Here is an 837-nt window from a genome sequence, read left to right as displayed (position 1 = left end):
GCCGGCGCGCCACATCGGGCCTCGCGACAAGGCGTGATTTTATCTCATCCCACCAGGCATCGTGGCGGACGGATTGAGCCGAGATATTGACGGCGAGAATGACATCCGGAGCTTGCTCCAGTTCATCGATGACCCGCGACACGACATAATGATCAACGACCCGTGCGAAACCGAGCCGTTCGAGAGCCAGAAAGACGTCGCCTGGTGGGTGAGCCTTTCCGTCATCGTCGAGCAGGCGAACCAGCGCCTCGCGATAGAGGACAAGCTCCGGCCCGGCTGCGTCACATACAGGCTGCCAGGCAAGCATGAGTTCCTGCCGTCCCGTATCGTCGGCAGAGCCCGAGATGATGCCGGACAGCAGCCCGGAGACCAGACCTACATCGCTACGATAGCGATCTGACCAGTCGCTCCGATCGTCAGGCCAAGCCCCACTAAAGCCAATGTTGCAGGCACCAGATTGCCCGGCCTTGAGTCCATGCGCCTGCATGAGCGCGCCGGGAATCTCCCATCGCCCGCTGACCCAGACATGAATGAAGTGCCCGGAGACTTCGATGGAGAGCAGAGGTGCAAGCCAGCAAAACTTGTCCAGCCATACCCGGCAGGCATCGGGAAGTGACCCGGCCCCCAGCGCTTCGACATTCCAGATCAGGACATCGATCTCGCCATTTGCCTCGGGGACGACGATGCCATCGGCGCGAAACAGGTCGACCAGCATCCGCTGGACGCCTGAAAGAGCAGCGCGCGCCCCTTCTTCGCCATAGGCGCGACGGATATGGGTGTAATTTTCGATGCGGATCGAGAAATGAACGGCGTCGCTATCGGATAACCGCTTGGGAC

1 protein-coding gene is annotated in these 837 nt (G+C 60.8%); it reads right to left on the bottom strand.

The features are described 5' to 3' along the window. Positions 1–837, bottom strand: an 837-nt coding sequence (locus ACODRZ_RS26770) for an EAL domain-containing protein (RefSeq protein WP_488973195.1), incomplete at both ends; no start/stop codon positions are given.

The sequence above is a fragment of the Novosphingobium sp. FG90 genome (genome assembly GCF_057808725.1).
The sequence above is the reverse complement of the archived record's forward strand: the minus strand, read 5'-3'. Positions and strand labels throughout refer to the sequence as shown.